The 19,949-nt window shown below is 70.9% G+C and carries 21 protein-coding genes; 10 read left to right on the forward strand and 11 right to left on the reverse strand.

The window, feature by feature from the left end:
• The first annotated feature begins 12 nt into the window (after window positions 1-12).
• The 3 genes from ACFVW8_RS26060 to ACFVW8_RS26070 all read left to right on the forward strand — a co-directional run bounded on the left by ACFVW8_RS26060 (window position 13) and on the right by ACFVW8_RS26070 (window position 3,665).
• Entirely contained in the window at window positions 13-804 is a 792-nt protein-coding gene (locus tag ACFVW8_RS26060; protein ID WP_389694008.1) for an alpha/beta fold hydrolase, read from the forward strand.
• Window positions 805-957: 153 nt separating this feature from the next.
• A complete protein-coding gene (locus tag ACFVW8_RS26065; protein WP_389694010.1) occupies window positions 958-3,219 on the forward strand; it encodes a PQQ-binding-like beta-propeller repeat protein in 2,262 nt (753 codons plus the stop codon).
• Window positions 3,216-3,665 (forward strand): hypothetical protein, encoded by a 450-nt coding sequence (locus tag ACFVW8_RS26070; RefSeq protein WP_389694012.1) that lies wholly within the window; start codon window positions 3,216-3,218, stop codon window positions 3,663-3,665. Before ACFVW8_RS26065 ends, ACFVW8_RS26070 begins: the two co-directional genes overlap by 4 nt.
• On the opposite strand, the gene ACFVW8_RS26075 is transcribed toward ACFVW8_RS26070, so the two are convergent.
• Window positions 3,655-4,407, reverse strand: coding sequence for a YqjF family protein (locus tag ACFVW8_RS26075; RefSeq protein ID WP_389694014.1), 753 nt, complete (start codon window positions 4,405-4,407; stop codon window positions 3,655-3,657). The two genes, ACFVW8_RS26070 and ACFVW8_RS26075, sit on opposite strands and share 11 nt — an antisense overlap.
• Before the next feature lie 378 nt (window positions 4,408-4,785).
• Between ACFVW8_RS26075 and ACFVW8_RS26080 the strand changes: the two genes are divergently transcribed.
• A complete protein-coding gene (locus ACFVW8_RS26080) occupies window positions 4,786-5,715 on the forward strand; it encodes a nitroreductase/quinone reductase family protein (RefSeq protein WP_389694016.1) in 930 nt (309 codons plus the stop codon).
• A 42-nt stretch (window positions 5,716-5,757) separates the two neighbouring features.
• On the opposite strand, the gene ACFVW8_RS26085 is transcribed toward ACFVW8_RS26080, so the two are convergent.
• Window positions 5,758-6,381 carry a TetR/AcrR family transcriptional regulator gene (locus ACFVW8_RS26085; RefSeq protein WP_389694018.1) on the reverse strand — a complete coding sequence of 208 codons (624 nt, stop codon included), beginning with the start codon at window positions 6,379-6,381 and terminating at the stop codon, window positions 5,758-5,760.
• A gap of 116 nt (window positions 6,382-6,497) precedes the next feature.
• Here ACFVW8_RS26085 and ACFVW8_RS26090 point away from each other — a divergent pair, with 116 nt between their 5' ends.
• Window positions 6,498-7,523, forward strand: coding sequence for a hypothetical protein (locus ACFVW8_RS26090; protein ID WP_389694020.1), 1,026 nt, complete (start codon window positions 6,498-6,500; stop codon window positions 7,521-7,523).
• Between the two features lie 12 nt (window positions 7,524-7,535).
• Here the strand turns inward: ACFVW8_RS26090 and ACFVW8_RS26095 are convergent, their stop codons facing one another.
• Window positions 7,536-8,444: a helix-turn-helix domain-containing protein gene (locus tag ACFVW8_RS26095; protein WP_389694022.1), complete on the reverse strand. Its 909-nt coding sequence runs from the start codon at window positions 8,442-8,444 to the stop codon at window positions 7,536-7,538.
• Between the two features lie 153 nt (window positions 8,445-8,597).
• Here ACFVW8_RS26095 and ACFVW8_RS26100 point away from each other — a divergent pair, with 153 nt between their 5' ends.
• Together ACFVW8_RS26100 and ACFVW8_RS26105 are read left to right on the forward strand one after the other, a co-directional pair.
• On the forward strand, window positions 8,598-9,560 hold the full coding sequence (locus ACFVW8_RS26100) for a hypothetical protein (protein ID WP_389694024.1): 963 nt from the start codon (window positions 8,598-8,600) through the stop codon (window positions 9,558-9,560).
• 46 nt (window positions 9,561-9,606) lie between these two features.
• Entirely contained in the window at window positions 9,607-10,332 is a 726-nt protein-coding gene (locus ACFVW8_RS26105; RefSeq protein WP_389694026.1) for a tyrosine-protein phosphatase, read from the forward strand.
• Window positions 10,333-10,354: 22 nt separating this feature from the next.
• Here ACFVW8_RS26105 and ACFVW8_RS26110 read toward each other — a convergent pair whose 3' ends face one another.
• Complete coding sequence (locus ACFVW8_RS26110; RefSeq protein WP_389694028.1) at window positions 10,355-10,858, reverse strand: DUF2867 domain-containing protein; 504 nt, start codon at window positions 10,856-10,858, stop codon at window positions 10,355-10,357.
• 246 nt (window positions 10,859-11,104) lie between these two features.
• On the opposite strand from ACFVW8_RS26110, the gene ACFVW8_RS26115 reads away from it, so the two are divergent.
• Complete coding sequence (locus tag ACFVW8_RS26115; protein ID WP_389694030.1) at window positions 11,105-12,004, forward strand: YihY/virulence factor BrkB family protein; 900 nt, start codon at window positions 11,105-11,107, stop codon at window positions 12,002-12,004.
• Window positions 12,005-12,118: 114 nt separating this feature from the next.
• Here ACFVW8_RS26115 and ACFVW8_RS26120 read toward each other — a convergent pair whose 3' ends face one another.
• Together ACFVW8_RS26120 and ACFVW8_RS26125 are read right to left on the reverse strand one after the other, a co-directional pair.
• Window positions 12,119-12,526, reverse strand: a complete 408-nt coding sequence (locus ACFVW8_RS26120) for a hypothetical protein (RefSeq protein WP_389694032.1) — start codon at window positions 12,524-12,526, stop codon at window positions 12,119-12,121.
• A 357-nt stretch (window positions 12,527-12,883) separates the two neighbouring features.
• The gene (locus tag ACFVW8_RS26125) at window positions 12,884-13,387 is read right to left on the reverse strand and encodes a DinB family protein (protein ID WP_389694034.1); all 504 of its coding nucleotides are present in this window, start codon (window positions 13,385-13,387) and stop codon (window positions 12,884-12,886) included.
• 220 nt (window positions 13,388-13,607) lie between these two features.
• Between ACFVW8_RS26125 and ACFVW8_RS26130 the strand changes: the two genes are divergently transcribed.
• Window positions 13,608-14,201: a hypothetical protein gene (locus tag ACFVW8_RS26130; protein WP_389694036.1), complete on the forward strand. Its 594-nt coding sequence runs from the start codon at window positions 13,608-13,610 to the stop codon at window positions 14,199-14,201.
• Between the two features lie 35 nt (window positions 14,202-14,236).
• Here the strand turns inward: ACFVW8_RS26130 and ACFVW8_RS26135 are convergent, their stop codons facing one another.
• Window positions 14,237-14,641, reverse strand: a complete 405-nt coding sequence (locus tag ACFVW8_RS26135; protein WP_389694038.1) for a MerR family transcriptional regulator — start codon at window positions 14,639-14,641, stop codon at window positions 14,237-14,239.
• Between the two features lie 79 nt (window positions 14,642-14,720).
• Here ACFVW8_RS26135 and ACFVW8_RS26140 point away from each other — a divergent pair, with 79 nt between their 5' ends.
• Window positions 14,721-15,530, forward strand: coding sequence for an alpha/beta fold hydrolase (locus ACFVW8_RS26140; RefSeq protein WP_389694040.1), 810 nt, complete (start codon window positions 14,721-14,723; stop codon window positions 15,528-15,530).
• Window positions 15,531-15,599: 69 nt separating this feature from the next.
• Here ACFVW8_RS26140 and ACFVW8_RS26145 read toward each other — a convergent pair whose 3' ends face one another.
• The 4 genes from ACFVW8_RS26145 to ACFVW8_RS26160 all read right to left on the reverse strand — a co-directional run bounded on the left by ACFVW8_RS26145 (window position 15,600) and on the right by ACFVW8_RS26160 (window position 19,537).
• Window positions 15,600-16,340 carry a class I SAM-dependent methyltransferase gene (locus tag ACFVW8_RS26145; protein ID WP_389694042.1) on the reverse strand — a complete coding sequence of 247 codons (741 nt, stop codon included), beginning with the start codon at window positions 16,338-16,340 and terminating at the stop codon, window positions 15,600-15,602.
• A 50-nt stretch (window positions 16,341-16,390) separates the two neighbouring features.
• Entirely contained in the window at window positions 16,391-16,840 is a 450-nt protein-coding gene (locus ACFVW8_RS26150) for a DUF3592 domain-containing protein (protein WP_389694044.1), read from the reverse strand.
• A 66-nt stretch (window positions 16,841-16,906) separates the two neighbouring features.
• A complete protein-coding gene (locus tag ACFVW8_RS26155) occupies window positions 16,907-17,494 on the reverse strand; it encodes a hypothetical protein (protein WP_389694046.1) in 588 nt (195 codons plus the stop codon).
• 39 nt (window positions 17,495-17,533) lie between these two features.
• On the reverse strand, window positions 17,534-19,537 hold the full coding sequence (locus tag ACFVW8_RS26160) for a hypothetical protein (protein WP_389694048.1): 2,004 nt from the start codon (window positions 19,535-19,537) through the stop codon (window positions 17,534-17,536).
• Between the last annotated feature and the right edge of the window lie 412 nt (window positions 19,538-19,949).

The following is a 19,949-nucleotide window of genomic DNA, read 5'->3' on the forward strand; positions in this document are numbered from 1 at the left end:
TAGCCTTCAGGGGTGAACACAGACCTGGAAGCAGCCGTGTACGGCGACCTGTCCCTCACTCTGTCCGAGGCCGGAACCGGGCGGCCCGTCCTGATCCTGCACGGCGGCGGGGGCCGGGCCACGGTCACCGGCCTCGCCGAGCAGCTCTCCCGGAGCGCGCACACCATCACGCCTGTGCACCCCGGCTGGGACGGCACGCACCGTCCCGGATGGCTCACCGGCATCGATGACCTGGCCCTCGCCTACCTGCACCACCTGCACGACCGCCGGCTGCGCGACGTGCTCGTCGTCGGATCCTCGCTCGGCGGCTGGACGGCCGCCGAGATGGCCGTGCGCGACACCGGGGGGATCATCACCGGCCTCGTCCTGATCGACGCCGTCGGCGTGCACATCGAGACGGAGCCGATCACGGACTTCTTCGCCCTCGACGCCCGCGGCGTCGCGGAGCACTCCTGGCACGACGCGGACCGGTACTACCTCGATCCCGCAGACATCCCGGCCGGTCAACTCGCGCTCCGGCAGGGAAATATGGCCACGATGCGCACCCTCGCGGGCAACCCCGGCATGCACGATCCAAAATTGCTGCGCCGGCTCGGACGCGTCCGGGCGCCCGCCCTTCTGCTCTGGGGCGAGAGCGACCGCATCGTCACCCCGGGGTACGGCGCCGCGTACGCCGAGGCCTTCGGTGACGGCCGGCTGGAGGTCATCCCGAAGGCGGGCCACCTTCCGCAGATCGAACAACCCGAAGCGACCTTCGCCCTGGTGGATGAGCACCTGCGTCTGACGGGTACAGGTTCTCTCTGACGGCAGCTCCCGGAAGCCGGGCACCGGTCCGGACGTCCGAGGCTGCCGGGCCCCGGATTCGACGGTGGGGTAACCGTGCGCCTCTCCCGTGCGATTGCGCACCGGCCCGGCGTTAGCATGCGGGCTCGGAGTCAACCGGTGGGGGCTACTGACGTGAGTGACGCACTGCTGGCCGGGCGCTACCAGCTGAAGCGAATCGTCGGGCGCGGCGGAATGGGCGAGGTGTGGGAGGCGTTCGATGAGCGGCTCGGGCGCACCGTCGCCGTCAAGGTCGTCTCGCTCCTGGCGGGCGGGGGCAGCGCGGCCGGTGAGCTGCGTACACGCTTCCTGCGGGAGGCGCGGATCACCGCGGCGCTCGAACACCCCCGGATTGTGGCCGTGCACGATCTCGGTGAGGCGGTCACCGCAGAGGGCAGCGCGCCGTTCCTGGTCATGGAATTCCTGCGGGGCACGGGGCTGGAGACGGTCGTGCGCCGCGGTCCGGTCTCCGGGCAGGAGGCCGCGCGGTGGGGTGAGCAGATCTGCGATGCGCTGGCCGAGGCGCACGCCGGGGGCATCCTGCACCGGGACATCAAGCCGGCCAATGTGTTCGTCACGGCGAACGGCGGAGTGAAGGTACTGGACTTCGGGATCGCCCGTGCCGCGGACCCGGCGGGGGCCGGAGACCTGCTGACCCGTACGGGCACCGTGGTGGGAACGGCGGCCTACATGGCGCCGGAGCAGGCCCGCGGCCGTCCCGAGGCGCGCAGCGATCTGTACGCGGTGGGGTGCCTGCTCTTCGAACTGCTCACCGGCACGCTGCCGTTCAGCGCACCGGACTCACTGGGGCACCTCACCGCGCACCTCAATGACACGCCACCGGCGCCCAGCGCTGTCCTGCCCGGCATCTCGGCCGCGTGGGACGAGCTCGTCCTGAGGCTGCTGGAAAAGGAGCCTGCCAGGCGCTGCGCATCGGCCGCCGAACTGGCGGGTGAGCTGAGCGCGTTGTACGGGCATGCGGGGCCGGCGGTGCCGGCGCCGCGGCGCACGCCGACGGTCGTGGACGCAGGCGGGCCACCGGCCCCGGATGCCACCACGGCTTCCGTCCCGCAGCCGCCCCGGTCACCCAAGCCGCCCGCGCTCACGAGGCGCGGCGCACTGCGATGGGGAGCGGGGGCGATCGCGGTGGGGGCTGCGGGCACCGCAGCCGTCCGCTATCTCACCCAGGAGCCCGGCAAGGGCCCGGTGGCCTGGTCGAAGAAGATCGACGGCGCGCAGAAGCCCGACGGGGGCGATCCGGCGTCCGCCGTCAGCGGCGGCCGCTGGTACATGGTCACCGGCACCGGCCCGGCCGTGGTGCACGCCTTCGACGCCGCGCAGGGCAAGCTCGTGTGGAAGGCCACCTGCGGGCCTGCGAAGCAAGGTCCGCGGCTCGCCGTGGCCGGTCCCGCGGTCATCGTCGAGACCCGGCATCCCGACGAACAGAGCCCCAAGCTCCAGGCGTTGGACGCGGCAGAAGGCACATCGCTCTGGAGCCGGAGCCTCGACTCCGAGAGCTCCGAGAGCTGGGAGGTTCATCAGGCCAGCGGTCTGGTCGTCGTGGCCGGCGAGAAGAGCGTGCGCGGCGTCGATCCACGGACGGGCCGGGAGCAGTGGCACTTCCTCGCCGACGAGCGAGGGGACACACTGTGCGTGGGAGATCTGGTGATCATCGGCGGCACGGCGCTGCTGGGCCGGACCGGGAAAACCGTCTGGGAGCGGCCGGGGCTTGTCGCGGGCAGCACGGCGCATTCGCTCGGACAGCACATTCTCTTCTACGAGGCAGGCAAGCAGGGCGTCACCGACCTTGTGTGCCGGTCGGCGCAGAACGGGAAGGTGGTGTGGCGCACGCCGTTCAACGAAGGCGAGCAACTGACCGGTCGGGACGGTCCCTGGGAGGTGTCCGTATCGGGCACGACCGTCCTCCTGCCGCTCGCTGCCGGAGGCCGCCGCAAGCCCACGGCCGTGGACGGGGCCACCGGGAAGGTGAAGTGGACCTACGACGGGCCGTACCGGCACGCCACCGACTACGGCGACGGTGAGCTGAAGCAGCTTGCGGGCGTGCCGCGCGTGCTGGCCTTGGCGGGCGTATTCCTCCTGCCGACCGACAACGGCACGGTATGCCTGGACGCCGGCACCGGCCGGGAGCGCTGGCACAGCTCGGACAAGGGGGCTCGTCGCGTTGGTGGGTACGTGCTGTTCACCTCCTCCCACGACCGGTTGTTCACGACGTGGACCCGCGTGCGTGTCCTCGACGCCCGAACCGGCAGCGAGGCCTGGGCCGGGGACTTCGACACGACGCCCGCCGCGTACCTGCAACCCGGCGACGGACGGATCTTCACCGCGGACATCGAGGGAACCCTGTGGGCCCTGCGGATCCGCGAGGACGGTACGTGAGCGGGCTGCCTGCCTTCTCGGTGCGGGAGCGATGGAACGGCCTTCCGCCGTGGGCGAGATGGGCCCTCGCGCTGTACCTGGTCGGCTTTCTGGAGGGGACCGGTGCGCACTGCCTGGATCTGATCCGGCACGGGGTCCACGCCTATGCGTTTGCTCCGCTCCCGCTCCAGGTCCTCTTCGTCGGCCTGGTGGTCCTCGATCCTCTGGTCGTCGTTCTGGTGGGGCTCGTGCAAGCGAAGGGTGTCCCGACGGCGAGCGGTGTCATGGTGCTGGACGTCACCGCGAACTGGATCGCCGACTGGCCGTGGCTGCAGGAGGATCCTTCGTGGCTGCTGCGTCCGGTCGGGCTGTTGCCGATCACGCTCTTCGGCCTGTTCGTCGTCGCGACCTCGACTCCCTTGTACCGGGTCATGGCGAGGCCGCCTCGCTCAGCCCTCAGGGCGTAGGAATCCCCGCCGGCCGGGCCGGGCGGCCGAGGCGGACCGGTACGCCGGGGGAGCAGAGGACGCTGACCGGGGCATCGTGCGGGGCGGGGAGCCCGGCCGCGTGGATCAGGTCCTCCTCGCAGGCGAGCAGTTCGCCGCGGTGGAGGGGCCAGCGTGGGTGGTCGTTGGGCAGGTAGGCCGCGCCGCCGAAGAACGCGTTGTGCATCCCCCAGCGGGCGGTGAGGAAATGCTCCAACTCGGTTGGTTCTTCCACACGTTCGCCGGTGCGCACGCTGATCCGGCTCCGTGCGCCGCGCGGGCCGGGCCAGCGGCGCGCACTCGTGTAGGTGACGGTGTCGCCGGCCGTGGTGACGGCCATCCTCGACCACAGGTACGGGAGGCGGAAGCCGAGCCGGCCCATGGCCACCGGGACCAGCCGCGACGCGTCCATCGAGAGGAACACGACGCCACGGCGCCCGTGTGCGTCGACCGAGTACAGGCGCACGTTGGTCTCGGGGAACGAGCCGAGATACGGCACGCCCGGCAGCCCCAGCCAGCCGACCCGGTGCATACGGAACGCGACGAGACCGACGTACGTGACCCCGTCGAGCGTGTCCGCAAACGTGCCCTCGGGAAGCAGCCCCGCCACCGCGTCCGGCTCCACGGCCCAGTGGATGAAACAGAGGTCGAGCCACTCCTGGGTCAGGAGCGGGACGCGTACGGAGACCGGGGCGTCGGCGGTGATCGGTGCGGGCTTCTTCACGAGGTCAGCGTGGCACGGGCCCGCGTTGACAGGTGACCGGGCGGTGCATGTAATAGAAGCGGTGCCGCGTGGCGCCGGTCAAAGAGCAGTGGGCCGACCGGTGACCGGGCGAGCACCCTTCACTCAGGGGTCCGTCATGAGTTCACACTCCGCTCCCTGCATCTGACGCAGCGCGGCCCCGCATCCCCCTCTGCTCCACTTCTGGCGTCCTCGCGTGCAATGTCCCGCGGGCCCGGCCGGAGCGGAAGGCCGTGCGGTCGCCGCCTCGTCCTGCGTACGCACACATGCGCAGGTGCATCCGCATCCGGATGTACGTCACCACACGCCCTTTCCGCAGCCGCTGCGGACACACTCAAGCCTCCGGAGATAAGCATCCGTATGCCCACGTCTTTCAATCAATCGGTCATCGAGGAGTTCCGCGCCAACGAGGGGAAGGTCGGTGGCCCCTTCGAGGGCGGGGACCTGCTCCTGCTGACGACCACCGGTGCGCGGTCCGGGACCGAGCGGACCACTCCCCTCGGGTACGTCCGGCACGGCGAGCTGCTGCTGCTCGTCGGGTCCAGTCTCGGCGCCCCGCACCACCCCGCGTGGTACCACAACCTGCTGGCGCACCCCGTGGTGCGGGTGGAGCTCGGGGCCCGTACCTTCCAGGCCCTCGCCGTTCCCGCGGAGGGGGACAGGCGGGACGAACTGTTCGCGCACGCGGTCCGGGCGTCGCCCGGGTACGGCGACTACCAGGCCCGGACCGACCGGGTCCTGCCGGTCGTCGTGCTGGAGCGCGCCGAGCCCGACGGCTGGGCCGGCCCCGGAGAGGTGCGCACCCTCGCGGACAAGGTGATGGAGGTTCATACCTGGCTGCGCGGCCAGCTGCGTCAGGTGAAGGGGGAGGTGGATGCCCACTTCGCCGAGCGGGCGGCCCACCAGGGACCGGGCGGGCCGCCCGCGCCGGGCCTCGGGCTGCAGATCAGGCAGCGCTGCCTGGCGTTCTGCCAGGCCCTGGAATTCCACCACACCAGTGAGGACGGGCACCTGTTCCCCGGAATCGCGCGCTATCACCCCGACCTGGGTGACACCTTCGCCCGGCTCCGGGACGAACACCGCACCGTCGCCCGCATCCAGAGCGCACTCGGGGAGCTGCTGGCCGGCATCGGGATCGCCGAACCGCAGCGGTTCCGGGCAGAGTTGGACCGGATGTCGGCCGAGTTGAACGCGCATCTCGACTACGAGGAGTCGGGGATCGTCCCCCTCCTGGCCGACGTCCCCTGGCCGCCGGGCCCTCCTGCGCATGCGGCCGCTGACCGTTCATAGCGGGGCTGCGGGGCCGCGGGTTCCGGTGGCGCGGGTCAGGGCTCAGGTCCGCGTCGCCGGGCCCCGCTGCCGTACCAGCGGCAGGAACACCTCGTCGACGATCTCCACCAGGACGTCGTCGGGCGCGGCAGGGATCCCGCGTACGACGAACTCGTTGCGCAGCAGGACCATGGCCACGGTGGCGACCCTGGGGTGGAGCGCCTCCGGGGAGGCTTCGCCCCGGGCGACCGCGCGGCCCAGGACGGTCAGCCACGGGGCGGCCGCGGCGTCGCCGGACTGATCCTGGAGCTGGGCCAGGAGTTCGGAGGCGCCGCCGGCCGCGGAGAGCAGTTCGCGCAGGATCGCGCCGAAGGGGGAGCTCCAGTTGCGGTTCGCGCGGCGCAGCAGCTCAAGGGTGTCGCCGCGCAGCGTGCCGGTGTCGGGGGGCTGGATCGTCCTGGCCAGTTGCCGGTAGGCGGCGATGCCGAGGGTGAGACGGTTCGGCCAGCGCCGGTAGATGGCGTTCTTGTTGGTGCCGGCCCGGGCGGCGACCTTGTCCATGGTCAGGGCGGCGAATCCCGATTCGGTGAGCTCGGCCACCGCGGCGCCGAGGATCGCCTCCTCCAGGACGGCTCCGCGTCGCCGCGTCTGCCCGGCGCCCGGCTGCCCCGTCGCGTCCGCTGCCATGGCGCCTCCCGCATCGGTACCGCTCGTACCTTCCCATTGTGCTGGCCGTTCCTGGAGAGCCGCAAATAGAGTACGGTCAGTACCGTAAGTATTCCGGGTGGGAGAGGGTGCGACGCATGCGAGCCAAAGGGATCAGTTACGACACCGGCTTCGTCAAGAACGGGGCCACATCCCGTAAGTCCTTCGATCCGGTGCAGGTCGAGCGCGAGCTGCGCATCATCCGTGACGACCTGCACTGCAACGCGGTCCGTGTGATGGGCGGCGATCCGGACCGGGTGGAGCTTGCGGCGACGTGTGCCGCCGACCTCGGCCTGGAGGTCTGGTTCTCGCCCTATCCCCTTGAGCTGACCGCCGACGAGTTGCTGGCGCTGTTCGCCGACTGCGCCGATCGCGCGGAGCGCCTCAGGCGGCGGGGAGCCGAGGTCGTGTTCGTCACCGGCGCCGAGCTGAGCCTGATGAACAAGGGGTTCCTGCCCGGTGACAGCACCGACGACCGGGTCGTCGCGCTCCGCCGGCCGGACTTCCTGCGCGAGCACCTGGGAGAGGTGAGCGCACACGTCAACGAGTTCCTCGGCAAGGCGGCGGCGCTCGTGCGCGAACGCTTCGGCGGCAGGGTGACGTACGCCGCCGTCCCGTTGGAGCGCGTCGACTGGGCGCCCTTCGACCTCGTGTCCCTGGACCTCTACCGCTCGGCCGCGGTCGCCGACCGGTTCGCCTCCGGGGTCCGCGACGTCGTCGCGCAGGGGAAGCCGGTGGCCATCACGGAGTTCGGTTCGGCGGGTTACCGGGGCGCGGGGGACCGGGGAGCGGAGGGGCTGGAGATCGTCGAGTACGGCGAGGACGCCCGACCCGTCCGGCTGAAGGGCCCGTACGTCCGCGACGAGGCCGGCCAGGCCGCGTATCTGCGCGAACTGCTGGAGGCCTTCGAGGCCGGCGGCGTCGACAGCACCTTCGTGTTCAGCTTCGCCATGTACGACCATGTGCACCGCCCCGACGGTGACCCTCGCGACGACCTGGACCTGGCGAGCTACGGCGTCGTCAAGGTCTACGAGGACCGCATCGGGAACACCTATCCGGGCCTGCCGTGGGAGCCGAAGGCCGCGTTCGCCGCCGTCGCCGACCGCTACCGCGCGGCGCGATGAGCCGGGCCGTGCTCACCTCCCCCGTGTGACGGCCGCCCGCCGCAGCGGTGAGGCCACGGCGTCGCCCCCGGCCGCCGTGGCCTGGACGAGGAGCCTCAGCGCGGCCTGGGAGGCCGATCCCGGGCTCGCGGTGACCATGACCAGGGACTGCTCGGGGTCGGACGGGGCGGTCAGCGTCTGCTGCCTGACCGTCAGGGAGCCGACGAGTGGATGCCGTAGCTCGTACTCCGCGGTGTCGCAGGCGCGCACCCGGTGATCGGCCCACATGCCCGCGAACTCGGGGCTCCGGGTCGTCAGTTCACCGATGAGCGACGTCAGCCGGGCGTCCTGCGGATGCCGCCCCGCGACGAGCCGCAGATTGCCGACGACGGCTCGGGCCTTCGCCGTCCAGTCCACGTAGAGGTCACGGACATGGGCGTCCAGGAAGACCAGGCGCGCCATGTTCGGACGGTCCGCGGACCGCTCCGGGCCGGCCGGGTCCACATGCCCGGCCAGCAGCGCGTGCCCCGCGGTGTTCCAGGCCAGCACGTCGCTGCGCCGCCCGGTCACCACGACGGGGACCTCGTCCAGGGAGCGCACCAGGTCGCGCACGGCCGGTGACAGCCGCTCGGCCGGGGGCCGGCGGACCGTGCCCCGGTGGCGGCAGGCGGTGGCCAGATCGCGCAGGTGGAGCCGTTCCGTCTCTTCCAGACGCAGCGCCCCGGCGATCGCGTCGAGGACCTCCACGGAGGCGTGGCAGGAGGCCCCCTGTTCCAGACGCGTGTAGTAGGAGGCGCTGACGCCCGCCAGGAGAGCCAGCTCCTCACGACGCAGTCCCGGAACCCGCCGGCGGTCCCCGTAGGTCGGCAGCCCGATGTCCTGGGGCCTCAACTGTGCCCGCCGTGCCTGGAGAAAGGCGCCGAGCTGTCCGTGTGCGTCCATGACCCCGAGTATCCGCTGTCCGGGCGTGCGGAGCCTGCCCCTGCCAGGGATAGGCAGAGCCGGGGCTGGTTGCCCGCCGGTGGCCGGCCGCACAGTGGCCTGGCGCCGCTCAGCAGCGCACCGCACAGCCCCTCATCGACGCAAGGAAGCAACGTGTCATCGAAGTTCGCACGGAACATGCTGGTCGCCGCCATCGCGACCGTCACGCTCGCGGTCGGCGGGCCCGGTACGGCAACGGCTGCCGCGCCGCCGTTGTCCCACGCCCGGATCACGCACCACTTCGACCTGGCCGGCGACGAGAAGCCGGAGAACATCGTCCTGGAACCCAACGGCAGCATCGACCTGTCCCTCTCCGCCGCACGCCGGATCGCTCAGATCACACCCAACGGGAAGGTCCGGGTGCTGGCCACCCTGCCTGCCCCCGCCGACGGCGGCGGGAACACCCCCGCACTCGGCTTCCCGCTGGTCACCGGCCTGGTCAGGGACGCGCACGGCACGCTGTACTTCCTGTACGCCACGGGCACCGCCGACCTCACCGGCGTCTGGCGGCTCACCCCCGGAGGCACCCCGGAACGGATCGCCGCGCTGCCGGCCGACGGACTGCCCAACGGCCTGGCGCTGGACTCCGGCCGGCTCTACATCACCGACTCGGTCCGTGGCGTCATCTGGCGCGTACCGGTCCGGGGCGGCACCGCGAAGGTCTGGGCGGACGGTGCCGAGCTGGCCCCGGCCGGCTTCCTCGGCGCCAACGGCCTCAAGGTGCACAACGGTGCGGTCTGGGTGTCCAACCTGGACAAGGGCACCGTGGTCCGCTTTCCGGTGCGGAGGAACGGTACGGCGGGCCCCGCCGAGACCGTGGCCGAACAGCTGGCCGGAATCGACGACTTCGCCTTCGTCGGGCGCAGCGACCGGATCCTGGCCGCCCTCAACCAGTCGGACGAGGTCGCCCTGATCGAGCCCGACGGCACCCACACCATCGTGCTCGGCCCCGGGGACGGGCTGCAGAACCCCACGGCCGTCGCCGTGCGCGGCGGCACCGTGCAGGTGACCTCGGCCGCCTACCTCACCGGTCAGGACCCCAACCTGCTCACCGCGCGCATCCAGCAGCGGCACTGACGGCCGTCCTCACACGCGAGCGCGACTGAGTGCTTAGTGTGTCGGGGTGAACCGACACATGGATTTCGAGCGCCTGCACAACTTCCGTGACCTGGGCGGCTATCGCACCCAGGACGGACGCACCGTGCGCTGGGGACGGCTCTACCGGTCGGACTCCCTGGCCAAGCTCCGGGGAGCCGACCTGGACCGCTTCCGCGCCCTGGGGATACGTACCGTGATCGACCTCCGCTACCCGTGGGAGATCGAGGCCAAGGGACGCGTGCCCGACTCCGACGGGCTCGTGTACGTCAACCTCAGCGTGGAGCACCGCCCGTACGACCAGGCCGAGATCGACCCGGCACTCGACCCGTGGCGCTTCCTCGCCGACCGGTACGCGGAAGTGGCCCTCGACGGTGCGGTGGAGCTGAGGCAGGCACTGGAGACCATCGCGGCGGAGGAATCCCCGCAGGTCTTCCACTGCGCCTCGGGCAAGGACCGCACCGGCCTCCTCGCCGGCCTGGTGCTCGTGCTCCTGGGCGTCGGCGAGGACGTCGTCGTCGAGGACTTCGCGCTCACCGAACTGGCCACGGAACGACTGCTGGCGGACTGGCAGGCGGCCAACCCGGACCGGACCATGAAGTGGCCCGGCTACGGCCGGGCGCCGCAGGAGGTCATGCGGCACTTCCTCGCCGATCTGAAGGCCGAGTACGGCTCGGTGCACGCGTACGCGACCGGGCACCTCGGGATCGACGAAGCGCTGATCGGACGGCTGCGGGAACGGCTCCTGGTGTGAGTCCGCCGACCTCTCCGGTGCCTCAGCCCGGCCCGGAGGGGCGCGGCCGGCGGTTCGCGCGGGCGAGGACGTACGGGATCACCAGATGGTGGACGGGCGCGACCACCGCCCAGACAGGCCGGGCGATGCGGCGTTCGTAGCGTACGAAGGTGGACCAGACGACGCCCGTGGCGCTCACGGTCACCACGTTCCGCGCGGTGATCAGGCCCGAGCGTGCTTCGAGCACCACGCCGTGGGGACCGGTCTCCGCAACGGGCCAGCCCAGCACATGGCCCGGCGACGGACGCGGACCCAGCCGCAGCCCGAGAGCGAGCCGCCAGCCCAGGACCAGCACGACGCGCAACGGTGCCGGAGCGTCCTCGAACGCGGCGCGTGCCCACTCCTCCGGCGTACGGGTGCCGGCCAGGGGCGACGTCAGCTCGAAGGCCGAGGCGTAACCGGCCCCGACGAGGCCTCCGCCGCCCTCGCTCCCACCCGCGTCGGCGGTCTGCGGTACTTCGACACGGTGTACCCGCGCGCTGGTCATCGGAGCGACTCCTTCGGACGGTACGAGTGGTACGGCGGACGGCCGGGCCGGCCCCCGGCAGGTGCCCGGCACGGCGAACCGACGGGCTGACCGGTGTACCGGCGGCAAACCGGAGCAGAAGAGGATAGGCAGCGTACGGCGTCTCCCGTATCCCCCTGCGTCCATGCAGCGGGAGACGCCCTACTGCGCCGGCCTGCTCACCCGCCGACTCCACCGTCCGCACACCTACGTCCCCGGAGCCCATCCGTGTTCAGCAAGACCAGCGACCCCGCCACCGGGGCGCAGCCCCGGTCCACCGGGCGTCCCGGGCCCGCTCGGCGCTGGCCCGTCGCACTGCGGCGGACGCCCGTCTCCCTGTGGAACGACGATCTCTCGGACTGGGCGGCGGCCCTGACGTACTACGCCATCCTCGCGCTGCTCCCGGCACTCCTCGTGACGGTGTCCGTCATCGGACTGGCCAATCCCCGGGCCACGGACGCGCTGATCGCCGACATCACCGCCTTCGCTCCGGCGGAGTCCGGCGCCGCGCTGCGCCAGCCGCTGGAGGCGGCCACACAGCAGCGGACCGCCGTCTGGCTGCTCGTCGCGACCGGGACCGTCAGCGCGGTCTGGTCCGCGTCCAGCTATCTGGCCGTCTTCCGGCGGGCGCTGCACGCGATGCACGGTGTGCAGGACACCCGGCCCGCGCTCCGCAAGGCGCACATCATCGTGGCCTCGGCGATCGGGCTGCTGCTGCTCCTGATGACGAGTGCGTTCGCCCTCGTGCTCACAGGCCCGCTCGCCCGCTGGCTCGGGCACCGGATGGGTGTGGCCCATCTCGGTGACGCGGTGTGGGCGGTACTGAAGTGGCCCGTGCTGCTCTGTCTGGTCGCCTGCCTGATCACGGTCCTCTTCCGGACCGGCCCGGCATCGGCGCGCGGATCCCGGAAGTCACTGCCGGGCGGGGTGCTGGCAGCGCTGCTGTGGCTGGTGGCCTCGGCCGGGTTCGCGCTGTACGCCACCTACATCAGCTCCTACAGCCGGCTGTACGGCTCGCTGGCCGGGCTGGTGGTGTTCCTGATCTGGGTGTGGTTCACCAACCTGGCGCTGCTGACGGGCGCCCAGTTCAACGTGGAGCTGGGGCGGGCGCGGCACGACGCCTCCTGACCGCCCGCACATCGTGAGGTCCGGGCAGCCGGAACCGGCCCGCCCCCGGTCGTGGGAGAGGGCGGGCCGGTTCCGGTTCAGTGCTTTCCCGGGCCCATGAGCCGGTAGCGGGCCTCAGTTCTTGTTGGCGAGGGTGCGGGTGCCGAGCCAGATGGTCTTGGCGCCCTTCTTCTCCTGGTAGGCACGGAACTTGACGTTCACGCCTTCCCTGAGGTTGAAGTTGCAGTGCTTCCAGACATCGTCCGCACCGGAGGTGTCCTTGCACCAGCGGTACTTGCCGCTGCCGTCGTCGATCCGGAGGCCCAGCGAACGGCCGTCGTAAGCCATGTCGCTGACGCTGACCTTGTCACCGTAGGGGCAAAAGCTCATCTGGCCCACGATGATGGTCTCAGGGTGGTCGTTCTTGTCGAAGTACCCGCCGCTGCAGGAGGCCTTCGCCTGGCTGTTCTGCGCGGCCACGGCCGGGGAGGCCGCAGCCGTGCCGAAGGCCACTCCGGTGGCGGCGAGGGTTATGGCTGCCATGCGCAGAAGTCGCTTCATATGCATCCTTCTTCGGACCGGGGCGCGCTTCGCGCGCCCTAAGGGTTCAGCACGCCAAGGTCGATGGCGTGGGGCGCTCGACACCCGGGAGGCCCGGTCGCAGGCCGGCGCACCGGGGGCCAGGTGTCGGCCGCCGGTGTTCCCTCGGTGCAAGCGCGCAAGTGGCGCAGAAAAGTGTGCTGAGGCAGGGCGATGCCCTCCCCAACTCCCCGTTCAACCCCGTCCCGTGCGTGTTGGTGCGCATCGGGCCGAGCCACCGTAACGTTTCCGGCTTCCGCTGAGCAAACACTTGCCGGCGCGAGTCAGCGACCCGCTCCACCCCGCCGTGCCGGACCGGGCTCAGTCCCCCGTGGTGCCGTCGACGATCTCCCGGATGATGTCGATGTGGCCGTTGTGCCGGGAGATCTCCTCGATGAGGTGCAGCACGATCCAGCGCAGAGCGGGGCGGCGGCCCTCGACGCGCTCCCGCTCGGCGAGGGTGTCCAGGTCATGGGCGGCGACGAGCTCCCGGTAGCGGGCGGACTGCTGCTCGTACTCCGTGAGCACATCGGCAAGCGGCATGTCGACGGCGATCCGCATCTCGCGGTCGGGGTCCTCGTCGGTCCACGGGCCCTCGTCCTCCCCGCCGAGGAACACGACCTCGAACCAGTAGTACTCGACCCAGCGGAGATGGTTGACCACCCCCGCGATCGTCATCAGGGGCGAACCGGGCAGCGGGGCCCTGCGGGCGTCCTCCTGCGCGAGTCCGTCGCACTTGGCCAGGGCCGTCGCGCGGGAGTAGTCGAGGAAGGTGGTCAGCTGTGTGCGCTCGTCCCAGGTGGGAGGCGAATCGGTGCGTGTCATCGCGGTACACCATCGTCGTCCGTGCGCTGCCTGTCCATCTCTTAAGCTACCGGGGCCGATGTGGCTGCGAAGAGAGTTCGGGCGTCGAGCCGCCCGTCACCAGCGGCGTTGTCTTGGGGTCCGCCCATGGGCCCGTGGGCCCACGCCCCGGGCAGCGTCGCTCATTACGCTCGTGAGTGGCCAACTCGGAGCCTTCCGACAGCCTGTGGGGTGCGGTGTCATGCGTGACGGATTCTTCTACTCGTACCATCTGGGATGGAACCGCCCCGATGCCGAGTCGCTGCTCGGTGACCTGGAGGCGGCGGGGGTACGGCCGGCCCATCCGGTCACCCGGCGCATCACACTCATCAGCCCGGGGGCCGAACCACCCGGGACCCAGTCGTGGGTGACACGGGACCAACTGGTGCTCCTGGCCGGGCTGCAGCGGCTGGACCAGGTCGACTTCCTGCTCTGGACGAGCGACGGGGCCGAGATCCCCACCCGGATCCGACGGACCGACGACGGCACGGTCACGCTGCAGTTCGCCCTCGGTGGGCTGAGCCGCGAGGAGCAGGAGACCGTCGTCCGTGCGATCCGGGAGGCGATAGGCAGGGCCTCCGTGCTCTGCATCGGCTTCGTGCTCGACAGGGAGGGCGCCTCGGCAGCCACCGACTGGCGGGGCTTCATCGTGAACGGGGACGTCTACTTCGACTGCTGGCCGGACACACTGGCCGTACGGCGGGAAGTTGCGGCTGTGCAGCCCCAGTTGTCCGGCGTCAGTTCGTTCGAACAGTCGCCATGGGTCGTCTACGGCAGTGAAGTGGCCCACAGATAGAGGTACGGGGGCGGGTGCGGGACCAGGGCTTCCTGTCAGCTCGCCGCGGCAGCGGCAGGCCGAGGCGGGCTCAGTGTCGCGGTGCCCCCTGAGGGTGCAGCGGTGATGAGGGAGTCGAGGATCGCGTGCGACTTCTGCAGATCTTCGATGGCATGGGTGATTCGCTCGCCCTCCCGGCGCAGTTGGGCGCGCAGGTCCGGGCAGGTGGGCACGAGGTGCTCGCCGTCCGCCCGGATGCACGGCAGGACCTGGGCGATCAGAGCGGTCGGAAGCCCGGCCGCCAGCAGACAGCGAATGCGGCGCACTGTCTCGACGTCCGGCTCGCCGTAGACGCGGTAGCCGCTGGGCAGCCTGTCGGGCGTCAGGAGACCTTGCTGTTCGTAGTAGCGCAGCAGCCGCTCATGGACCCCCGTGCGCCGCACCATCTCCTTCATGCGCATGCAGCTCGCCCCATTCCTGATCACCTGCCGACGCCGCGACTTGACTCTGACACCGATGTCGGAGTCTAGCGTCGGGGCCATGTCCACCGATCACGCGCTTCCCACCTCCCGACTCGACGTTCTCGTGCAGGGGCGCGGCCCCGCACTTCTGCTCGCGCACGGCGCCGGCGGCGGCATCGAGGGCAACTTCGGCCTCGTTCTCGACGACCTCGCCCAGGACCACACCCTCGTCGGCCCGCACTACCCCGGGGCCGGCGGCTCTGCCGTAGCAGTCGAGCCCCTGGACCTGGACGACCTCGCCGACCGTTTGGTCGCCGCCGCCGTAGCGGCCGGCCAGGACTCGTTCGCTGTCCTGGGGGAGTCCCTCGGCAGTGCCGTGGCGGTCCGGATCGCCACCCGGCACCCCGGCCGTGTCCGGGCCCTCGTCCTCACCGCCGGCTTCGCTACCGCCAACCCCGTCCTGGCGCTCGCCGCCCGGCTGATCAAGTCCCTGGCGGCTGCCGGCCAGTGGGAGGACGTGGCACGGCTCGCCCTTCTGTCCTGCATGTCCCCGGCGGACCTGGCGGACCTCGAACCGGCCGCCCTCGACGAACCGGCCGCCCGGACCCTGACCGCGATGCCGCCGGGCATGCTGGACCACTTCGACCTGGTGTCGCGGGTGGACGTCCGGGCCGACCTGGCGAAGGTGTCCGCTCCCACGCTGGTGGTGGCCCCGACCGGCGACCGGCTGGTGCTGCCCGAGAGTTCGCACCGGCTGGCAGCCGGCATCCCGGGAGCCCAGCTGATCGAACTGCCCGGCGCCGCCCACATCCTGAACCCGGCAGACCGGGCGACGTGGCTCCGCCATGTACGCGCATTCCTCGCCGCACTCCCCGCCGCGCCGGCGTGAGCGCACCACACCTCACGGGCCGGGTCGGCCCGCCCACGCATGAGGCTTCACGTCCCGGTGCGACGGTGCCTACGGTTTGTGGGTGACCCAGAGCATCTCCGCCGGCCAGTGGTGTGCCCAGTCAGGCGGGTCGGTCTGGTTGTAGCCGTTGGCTGTTCCGGGTTCGGGCCGCGGCTCGATGAGGTCGTCGATGACGAGACCCGCGCCGCGCAGGACCCTGATCCAGTCGCCGTAGGTGAGCTGATAGCTGACCGCGCCCTGGTCCTCGGCGATGGTGTCAAGCCCGAAGTAGTCCTGCTGCAGCGTCGTGGTCGCGCGGCCGGCGGCTTCGTCGTAGCAGGCTTCGAACCATGGACTGGCGGCGTTGAACACCAGGCGCCCACCGCGGCGCAGGACGCGTGCGGCCTGCGGGACGGCCAGGTGCGGGGGTGCCCAGCTGAGCCCGCCGTAGTCACAGAACACCAGGTCGAAGCTGTCGGCGGCGAACGGGAGATGTTCGGCGGCGCCCTGCACCAGCGGGTAGCGGGCCGCTCCCCTCGCGCGAGCCGCCGCGGCGAGCTGGGCTTCGGACAGGTCGAGCCCGACCACGGCGGCGCCCTCGGCGGCGAGCGCCCTGGACCACTGGCCTGCGCCGCAGCCGAGTTCGAGGACGCGCTTGCCGGTCACGTCGCCCAGGGCGTGCAGGTGCGCGTCGGGGATGGCGTACGTGCCCCACAGCCGGGGCGTTGCGCCGATCTGCGGGTCGTGCTTGTCCTGGTAGGCGCTGCTGAACCGGTTCCAGAAGCGCCGGTTGGCAGAAATACTGTCCACGCGCCGACTGAAGCACTGTCTGCCGGCGGCGGTCAACACGACACCAGGGCTCAGACCCACCCCCGCATCGCGAGGAACCCGAGCAGCAGCCCCACCGCGAACACCCCCAGTACCGCCGCGAACACCGCGGGCATCACCACCGGGCCCCAGGCCCCGCGGCCCGCGACCGTGGCGTGCTTCTCAGGGGCCGCCGGGTCGTACGAGACCCGGACGGGGGCACCGACCTGGAAGCCGAACGGGCCCGGGGCATGGTCGGTGAACTCGATCTCGCGGCTGTCGCGGGTGCGGAACGTGAAGACGTACTCGGTGGCGTAGCTGCGCTCCATGCCGGGCCCCCGGTCCACCGTGCGCCGGTCCGCGCAGCGGCCCTCGGCGTGTTCACCGTGCCGGATCAGGCGCAGGACCCGGTTCAGGCGCAGCGCGGACCGTACGGCGAAAGCGCCGAGGAAAAGGCCGAACAGCAGCAGGAAGGTCGCTGTTCCGCCGGGCAGGATCTGCATGCACACACGCTCCGAAACGACTGCTCGCCACCAGGGCGCCGCGGGCTGCCGGACAGCCGGGCGACGCTACTTCACCGTGATCGACCCGACGAACGAGTCCAGGTCCTCCTTGCTCAGCGATCCCTTCACCGCGTTGATCCGGACGGCGAAGGGCACCTCCTTCGAGTCGACACCCGCCACCACCACACCGGTCATCCGGGTGCCCTTGGCCGGTGTCCGCTCCTTGCCGGTCGAGGTGAACTCGTAGTCGATCCGGCGCGCATCCTGTGCGCTCTTCTCGCCGGCGAGGCGCACGTCCGACGTGCCCTTGCGGGTCGTGCCGAGCCCGATGCCCGCGCCGGCCGCCGCTGCCGCCTCGTCCGCGTCGTCGACGCCCGTGGCGAAGTCGAGCTGGACGGAGACCATGCCCGTGCGCAGCCCCGAGGTCTCCTTGAGCGCCACGGCCGCGTTGCTGCTGCCGCGGTCGGCCGCGGGCTGCTCCTGGTAGCCCTTGTCCTCGGGGTAGCCGACGGTCAGGCTCTTGGTGTCGAGCGTGGCCCAGCCGTCCGGGACGGCCGCCGCGTCCTCGCCGCCGCACCCGGTGAGCAGGGTCAGGCCGATGGCGGCCGCGGTGGCGGCGCCGAACACCCTGGACCTCTTCGTCGTCCTCGTCATCGTGTGTCGCCTCTTCGTCGTGCGTGTGCGTGCCCGGTGTTACTTCGCGCAGTAGCTGTACGGAAGGTAGGAGCGCTTGTCGCCCTGCGGAGCTCCGAGGAACTGCGCGTCGGTCAGTGTCTCCTTCTTGTGCTCGTCCGAGATGGAGAACCCGAGGCTCATGCCGAGCGAGACCTCGAAGCCGAACTCCTGGGCGTCCGTCTCACCGTCGTACTTCATGCTGCTCGACAGTCCGTCCTGGTACATCATCTGGTCGAACGGGTCGCTGCCGGTGGGCTTCTTCTCCAGTGAATGGTCGCCAAACATGTACTCGAACGGGGCGGTGTTGTTCCCGGAGCCGTCCAGCCACTGCTCGGCTACGGCCCGCTTGTCCTCGGTGGCCTTGTCGGTCTCCTTGCCGAAGACGACCGAGTTCGTCTTGACCTCGATGCCGGTCTCGCCGGAGGAGTCGCTGCCGGTGACCTTGCCGCCGCGCTTGTCCTTGCCCTTCTTGCCGTTGTCCTTGCCGGCCTCGCCCGAGTCGGACGTGGAGCCGTTCTCGACGGTCTGGGTCATGTCGATCCGGACGATCTTGCCGGTCTTCTGGTCGCGGGTGACGGTGACGGCCCCGGTCCGGCTGTCCTTCGCACCCGCGGTCCCGCCGAGCGGCCCGGCCTTGCCGCCGACCTTGCCCTCGATGTCCAGCTTGGCGGTGTACGTGTACGACTCGTTGCCGTTGACGTCGTCCTTGGTGACGGTCACGTCGGGGGAGAACTTGGCCTTGCCGCCGAGCTTGGCACTCAGCTCGGACTCGTCGCCCGCGCTGATGGACAGCCCGCCGTCCGCGTAGGCGTTGAGGCCGATGGTCGAGTAGGAGATCTTCTTGTCACCGATCTTCTTCTCGACGTCCTCCTTCTTGTCGCCCCACTTCTTGGCCGAGTACCAGCCGCCGCCGTAGCCCCCGCTGTACTTGGTCGAGGTCTCCCACATCTTCATTTCCTCGATGTCGTCCCGCATCTTCTTGGCGTCGTCCTCGCTCTTGAAGACCCAGGTGTCACCGTTGGTGATCTTGACGCCGCCGCCGACGTCCACATCCGCCTTGCCGAGTTTGCCGAGCTTCACACCGGGGGTGGAGGCATTGACGCCGACCGAGGCGGCGTCGGTGAACGTCATGTAGACCAGCTTGTCGTCCCCGTTGACCTTGCCGTCGCCGTTCACATCCGTATTGGCCTGGCTGACCTTCTGCTGGAAGCCGTACTCGTTGCCCCACTCGAACCAGCCGATCTTCACCTTGTCGCCGACCGTGTCGGAGACACTGGAGATCTGGCAGAGCTTGGGTTCGTAGTCGGCGTCCGTCTTCGGCTTCGCCGTCGGATCGCCGCCCTTGCCGCAGCCGGCGCTGCCGCCGCCGAGCGAGCTGATCGCGCACCGGATCCGGTTCCCGATGCTCCCCCCGACGCCTGCCATGGCCATGCCGGCGACCATGGTCACGACGAGAACGATCACCCCGAGGTACTCCATGGCGGTGGCACCGCTGTCGCGCCAGTTGTACGAGCCGGGGGCGGGGGCGTGCGTACCGTCGTCCTCCATCAGCCGGTCGACGGCCAGCCCCACGGCGGCGCCGGTCACCAGTGCCACGACCGGCATCACCGCGCCCTCGGTCCCCACGACGTCCCACGACACCGCGTACCCGTAGGCGAGAGCCACCACCGGGACGCCGAGCGCGGCGAGTGCGTGCAGCGGGCGGGACGAGCGCTGCTCGTCCGGCAGCACCCGGGCGGCGGCCAGCACCGTGACCACCGTGGTGATGATCGCGGGCACGTGCACCAGGGCGAGACGCCAGGTGAAGACCTCGAGCCGTTCATCGGTGGCCAACAGCTCGACGAGTCCGCGCGAGACGAGATACCCGGCGACGAGATAGACGAGGGCGCCGACGGCCCAGCTGCGGGTCAGCGGGAAGAACGAGCCCCCGCCGCCACCGGATCCGCCGCCCCCGCCCGCACCGCCGGGACCGTACCCCGGAGGTATGTGGCCCGCGTTTCCGCTTCCCCAGCCGCCACTCACGGTTCTTCCTCTCCACGTCCACTCGCCCGGTCAGTCGCCGGCACGCTCCGACCACCGGCCGTGGCGTGAGCGTACGGCGGTCCACCCTCGGATGACCTGGGCCTTTGGCCCCAAAGTCGGGCCCAAGCGTGGGGGAGGAGGCGGGGTGCGAGGCACTCGAACCGGCCGGTGAACGAGTCCGAACCCCCGAGTTCCGCCGCTGATTGGGTCCGGGGGCCCAAGACGCCGACTGCCCGGGTGATTAGCCTCGGCATATGTCACGGGTGGGGGATGTGCGTGTTCGTGTTCGTCGGTGGTCTCGGAGGTCCGTGCCGCGGACGGATGTGAGGTTGCTGGGTTTGCGGGGCCGTGGCCGCAGGCGTGGTCCGGGTGGTCGGCGTGATCGTGGTCAGGGTGCGCTGGAGTATCTGGG

This window comes from Streptomyces sp. NPDC058221, from assembly GCF_042882365.1.
Classification (GTDB): Bacteria; Actinomycetota; Actinomycetes; order Streptomycetales; family Streptomycetaceae; genus Streptomyces.

What these genes read in the sequence shown, in the direction of transcription:
- ACFVW8_RS26080 (WP_389694016.1), top strand. Translation starts at nt 4,786, where the DNA reads ATGCCCACGTCTTTCAATCAATCGGTCATCGAGGAGTTCCGCGCCAAC.
- ACFVW8_RS26085 (WP_389694018.1), bottom strand. Translation starts at nt 6,381, where the DNA reads ATGGCAGCGGACGCGACGGGGCAGCCGGGCGCCGGGCAGACGCGGCGA.
- ACFVW8_RS26090 (WP_389694020.1), top strand. Translation starts at nt 6,498, where the DNA reads ATGCGAGCCAAAGGGATCAGTTACGACACCGGCTTCGTCAAGAACGGG.
- ACFVW8_RS26095 (WP_389694022.1), bottom strand. Translation starts at nt 8,444, where the DNA reads ATGGACGCACACGGACAGCTCGGCGCCTTTCTCCAGGCACGGCGGGCA.
- ACFVW8_RS26110 (WP_389694028.1), bottom strand. Translation starts at nt 10,858, where the DNA reads ATGACCAGCGCGCGGGTACACCGTGTCGAAGTACCGCAGACCGCCGAC.
- ACFVW8_RS26120 (WP_389694032.1), bottom strand. Translation starts at nt 12,526, where the DNA reads ATGGCAGCCATAACCCTCGCCGCCACCGGAGTGGCCTTCGGCACGGCT.
- ACFVW8_RS26125 (WP_389694034.1), bottom strand. Translation starts at nt 13,387, where the DNA reads ATGACACGCACCGATTCGCCTCCCACCTGGGACGAGCGCACACAGCTG.
- ACFVW8_RS26130 (WP_389694036.1), top strand. Translation starts at nt 13,608, where the DNA reads ATGCGTGACGGATTCTTCTACTCGTACCATCTGGGATGGAACCGCCCC.
- ACFVW8_RS26135 (WP_389694038.1), bottom strand. Translation starts at nt 14,641, where the DNA reads ATGCGCATGAAGGAGATGGTGCGGCGCACGGGGGTCCATGAGCGGCTG.
- ACFVW8_RS26140 (WP_389694040.1), top strand. Translation starts at nt 14,721, where the DNA reads ATGTCCACCGATCACGCGCTTCCCACCTCCCGACTCGACGTTCTCGTG.
- ACFVW8_RS26150 (WP_389694044.1), bottom strand. Translation starts at nt 16,840, where the DNA reads ATGCAGATCCTGCCCGGCGGAACAGCGACCTTCCTGCTGCTGTTCGGC.
- ACFVW8_RS26155 (WP_389694046.1), bottom strand. Translation starts at nt 17,494, where the DNA reads ATGACGAGGACGACGAAGAGGTCCAGGGTGTTCGGCGCCGCCACCGCG.